Below are 4,645 nucleotides of genomic sequence, written 5' to 3'. Positions count from 1 at the left end.
GGCGCTCGCGGGGAGCGCGGCGCCGCGGGCGCTGCGGGCCCCTGAGGCCGCCGACGGAGGACTCAAGAACCACCAACGAGGGTATAAGGACTTCCGTGCCGGGGGAAGGTGGGCCGAAGGTATCTTCCTCACATCGTGACCAGGTGATATACGCGCGCGGATCCTTATACGGCGTCGAAGAGGCGGAACATGGACGGCGTGATGACGCCGTCGACGCGCACGTCGTGGGCCTCGCGGGGCAGTGCGCCGGCCTCGCGCACCTCGTCGTCGAAGACGCATGCCAGGACGGGCACGCCGTCGCGTCGGTGGGGCAGGGTGCGGTCGTACCATCCGCCCCCCTGCCCGAGGCGCGTGCCCGACTCGTCGACGGCCAGCGCGGGGATGACGACGACGTCGGCCCGCGCTATCCCCTCTGGCCCGGCGAGCCGGCGCGGGTGGCTGCCGTCGCTCGGATGCCACTGCGAGGGGGCGGCCAGCGCCTCGCCCGCGCGGTGCAGCCCCCACTCGGGATCCTCGATGGGCACGCCCGCGATCATGACGACGGGCAGCAGGCACTCGGGCGCCGCCTCGACGACCCACGTCAGGTCCGGCTCGGTTGGCAGCGGGAGGAAGAGGGCGGGCAGGCGCGGCCCGCCCAGGCGCGCCCACGCCTCGTCGAAGGAGCGCACCATTCCGGCGCGCTCAGTCTCCAGGCTGCCCGGGATGTCGGCGCCGGTGCGCCTCCTCGTGAGCCGGGTCGCCCGTATCTGGCTCCGAAGTTCCTGCTTAGCTGTGATCGTATCCACTTTTGCCCCCATGTTCGCTACTCTAGCGGGTATGGCAGATAAAAAACAGACCGTAATCCACGCAGTTGTCCCCTCGGCCGGGCGGGGAACCCGTTTCCTGCCGATCACGAAGTCGGTTCCCAAGGAGATGCTCCCAGTCGTCGACAGGCCGTCCATCGAGTACATCGTGAGAGAAGCCACTGATGCCGGCATTGAGGACGTCCTCTTCGTCACACGCGCGGGCAAGCAGTCCATCGAGGACTACTTCGACGCCGAGCCGGGCCTGGAGGCCGACCTGGCCAGGGCCGGAAAACGGGCCGCGCTCGACTCCGTCAACGAGTACAAGCAGTACGCCCGCGTCCACTCGGTCCGCCAGGGCCACCCCCTGGGCCTGGGCCACGCGATCGCGCAGGCGAAGCAGCACGTGGGCGACGCGCCCTTCGCGGTGCTGCTGCCCGACGACCTCATGGAGCCGGGCTCGCAGCTGCTGCGCAAGATGATCCAGGTGCGAGGCGCGCTGGGCGGCACCGTCGTCGCCCTGCTGCGGGTCACCCCCGAGCAGGCCACCGCCTACGCCTCCACCGCCGTCGAGCCGCTGCCCATCCCCGAGGGCGTGGACCTGGCAGAGGGCAGCCTCATGCGCATCACCGCCGTCACCGAGAAGCCCCCGCTCGACGAGGTCAAGTCCGAGTACGCGGTCGTCGGACGCTACGTGCTGGACCCCGCCGTGTTCACCGCCCTGGAGCAGATCGAGCCCGGAGCGGGCGGCGAGTACCAGCTGACCGACGGCTACGCGCGCATGATCGACCTGCCCGCCGAGCAGGGCGGCGGCCTGTACGGCGTCGTCATCGACGAGCGGCGCTTCGACACCGGCGACAAGCTGGGCTACCTGGAGGCCAACGTGGCCCTCGCCCTCGAGGACCCGGCGCTCGGCCCCGCCCTCAAGGAGTTCCTCAAGACCAAGGTCGGGGACTGAGCCCATGCGCAGCGTCGCCGACTTCTACCAGGACTGCATCGCCGCAGTCGACCAGCAGCCGCCCCTGGACGTCCAGCTGGCGGACGCCGTGTCCTGCGTGCTCGCCGAGGATGTCCGCGCGCCCTTCAACCTGCCTGTGGCCGACCTGGCCGCCTGCGACGGGTACGCGGTCCGCGCCTCGGACTGCTCGCGGGCGGCGCTGGACGCCCCCGTCACCCTGCCCGTCACGGAGGAGATCCGCGCGGGCGTCGTCGACCCCGCGGCCCTGGTGCCGGGCACTGCGATCCGCATCGCGTCGGGCGCGCCCGTTCCGGCGGGCGCCGACGCCGTCGTGGCCCTGGAGTTCACGGACCACGGCGTCGCCGAGGTGGGGGTGCGCTCCGCGCCCGCAGTGGGCGAGAACATCCGCCGCCGCGCCGAGGACGTGGCCGAGGGGCAGGTCGTCCTGCGCTCCGGCGCCCGCGTGGGCGCCCGGCAGGTGGCGCTGCTGGCGGGGGTGGGGCGCTCGCGGGTGCTCGTCCATCCGCGCCCGCGCGTCGTGGTCCTGTCCATCGGGGACGAGCTGGTCGAGCCCGGCCGCACGGCCCGCCCCGGCACGGTCTTCGACGCCAACGGGCACGCCCTGTCCACGGCGATCACGGACGCGGGCGCGCAGACCTTCCGCGTCGCGGCCGTCCCCGACGAGAGGGCCAAGCTGCGCGAGACCATCGAGGACCAGCTGGTGCGCGCCGACCTCGTGCTCACGACGGGCGGCATATCCTACGGCAGCGGCGACACGGTGCGCGAGGTGCTCGGCTCCCTGGGGACCGTGCGCTTCGACAACGTGGCGGCGTGGCCCGGCCACATCCTGGGGGTCGGCACCGTCGGCGGTGAGGACGGGGGGACGGCGACGCCGATCTTCTGCCTGCCGGGCGACCCGGTGTCGGCCCAGGTGTGCTTCGAGGTGTTCGTCCGCCCGGCCCTGCGCCACATGCAGGGGTGGAAGTCGCTGAACCGCCCGGTCGTGCGGGCCGCCGTGGACCGCACGTGGTACTCGCCCAGGGGCAGGCGCGAGTTCGTGCGCGTCCGCCTGGCGGGGGACCCCCGCTCGGGCTACCAGGCGAGGGTCATGGGCTCGCCGACCGCCCTGCTGCTGTCCGCCCTGGCGGAGTCGAACGCCCTCGCGGTCGTTCCCGAGGACGTGACGAACGTCCGCGCGGGCGACCGCCTGCAGTGTCTGGTCCTGGACTGATGCCCCTGCTGCGCAAAGTGTGGGGGGGCAGTCCGGCGCGCCTGGTGCTGAGGGTGGCCGACCCCGTGGGGAGGGGGTTCATCGGACCAGCCTCCCCCTCCGCTCGCACGGGGAACCCCCGCGAGCTGGTGGTGCGCCCGGCTCTGGGCCGCGACCACCTGCGCATCGACGCCGTCAGGAGGGGGGACCGCGAGTGGCTGGCGCCGTGGGAGGCCACGATGCCGCCGGAGGCGGACGAGCCCGTCCCCGCCATCGCCGAGTACTGCAGCCGCATCGACCGCGAGCAGCGAGAGGGGCGCACCCTGATGCTGGTGGTCGAGGCGGATGGGAAGGTGGTCGGCCAGTACTCCCTGTCGAATGTGCAGCGCGGGGCGATGAGCCAGGGGATGCTGGGCTACTGGCTCGCCTCGTCGTGGTCGGGGCGGGGCCTGGGCGCCCTGGTCGCCGCGATGGTCATCGATCTGGCGATCGGGGAACTGGGCCTGCACAGGGTCGAGGTGTGCGTCCGGCCCGAGAACGAGCGCTCGTTGGCGCTGTGCAGGCGCCTGGGCCTGCACGAGGAGGGCATGCGCAGGCGTTTCATGCACATCGCGGGGAAATGGGCGGACCACGTCGCCTTCTCCATCGACCGGGAGTCGCTGCCCGAGGGGGGCCTGGTGGTCGCCAAGTGGGGCAGGGGAATAGATGAGTGATCGCTCACATTCGTGGACGGTGCACGAGGTGCATGTGTTGCGAATGTGGCGTTTGTCAATTATTCGAAAAGTTAAGTGGGGTCCAATCCTCGACACGCGCCCGCCCGCCGCGCGCGCGGCCAGCCGATTTGCCTACCTTTGGAGGAGTGGAGATCGGTGGACTTGTTTTCGCAGCGGTGTGCGTCGTCCTGGTGGCGGCCGTGCCGGCGCTGGTAGCACGCCGGAGCGCGATAACCCAGTCCCGTGAACTCGACCGGTTCTCGCCGGGGCTCAGGATGATCCGGGCCCCCGAGGACAAGAACGAGCCGCGCGGGCGGGCCACGGGCCCGCTGCTGGCGCCCTCGAAGGAGACAGGACGAGGTGGAGGCACCATGGAACGCACCGGCGCAGCGCCCCGGTCGACTGAGCGCGTGAGTCCGCGCGCGGTCCGCGACATCGCGCGGCTGCGCGCCAAGCGGGCTGCCCGCCTGGCCAGCGAGGCCGCCGCGTCCAAGCGCCGGATGGCCGCTTCCGCCGTGTTCGCGCTGGCGACCGTCCTCCTCGGCGTCGGAGTGTGGGCCGCCGACCTGGCGTGGGTGTGGACGGCGATTCCTGGGGCAGCGCTCGTGGCCTCCCTGGGCGCCTCCCGCTTCGCGGCAGTCCGCTCCCAGCGCGAGGGCGAGCGGGAGGTCGAACTGCTGCGCGAGCTGCGCGGGGGCGCCCCCCGCGCCTCGTCCCCCTCCGCCGAGGCCGAGGGAGCGTCCAGTGGCTCGGCTTTCGCGCGCTCCCTGCGCAGGGCGTCGTCCAGTGCGGGGGCTCCGGGCGCCTCCGGCAACGGCGAAAAGCGCGGGTCCTCCGCTCCGGGAGCTCCCAGGGTCGGCGACCAGCGCGCCTCCGGGGCTAGGGCGGAATCCGAATCCCCCCGCGCCCGCGACGCCGCGCCCCCTCGTACCCGCCCGCTTCCGGGCGCTCCTCCGCCCGGCCCTCCCTGGCCGACGAGGCG

4 protein-coding genes and 1 pseudogene are annotated in these 4,645 nt (G+C 72.7%); 4 read left to right on the top strand and 1 reads right to left on the bottom strand.

What is annotated here, in order from left to right; genetic code table 11:
- Positions 1 to 164: 164 nt before the first annotated feature.
- On the bottom strand, positions 165 to 797 hold the full coding sequence (locus BH719_RS04690; RefSeq protein ID WP_009743607.1) for a 5-formyltetrahydrofolate cyclo-ligase: 633 nt from the start codon (positions 795 to 797) through the stop codon (positions 165 to 167).
- A gap of 19 nt (positions 798 to 816) precedes the next feature.
- Between BH719_RS04690 and BH719_RS04685 the strand changes: the two genes are divergently transcribed.
- From BH719_RS04685 to BH719_RS09615, 4 genes and pseudogenes are all read left to right on the top strand, one after another.
- A complete protein-coding gene (locus BH719_RS04685; RefSeq protein WP_009743606.1) occupies positions 817 to 1,740 on the top strand; it encodes a UTP--glucose-1-phosphate uridylyltransferase in 924 nt (307 codons plus the stop codon).
- 4 nt (positions 1,741 to 1,744) lie between these two features.
- The gene (locus tag BH719_RS04680) at positions 1,745 to 2,971 is read left to right on the top strand and encodes a molybdopterin molybdotransferase MoeA (protein ID WP_009743605.1); all 1,227 of its coding nucleotides are present in this window, start codon (positions 1,745 to 1,747) and stop codon (positions 2,969 to 2,971) included.
- Positions 2,971 to 3,663, top strand: coding sequence for a GNAT family N-acetyltransferase (locus tag BH719_RS04675; protein WP_009743604.1), 693 nt, complete (start codon positions 2,971 to 2,973; stop codon positions 3,661 to 3,663). The genes BH719_RS04680 and BH719_RS04675 overlap by 1 nt, the downstream gene beginning before the upstream one ends.
- A 410-nt stretch (positions 3,664 to 4,073) precedes the next feature.
- Positions 4,074 to 4,645, top strand: a pseudogene (locus BH719_RS09615) (hypothetical protein); the annotation flags it as partial.

Origin of the sequence: Pauljensenia hongkongensis, assembly GCF_001746855.1 — a bacterium.
Classification (GTDB): domain Bacteria; phylum Actinomycetota; class Actinomycetes; order Actinomycetales; family Actinomycetaceae; genus Pauljensenia; species Pauljensenia hongkongensis.
Note: the sequence above shows the minus strand (reverse complement) of the source record. Positions and strands in the feature narration are given on the sequence as shown.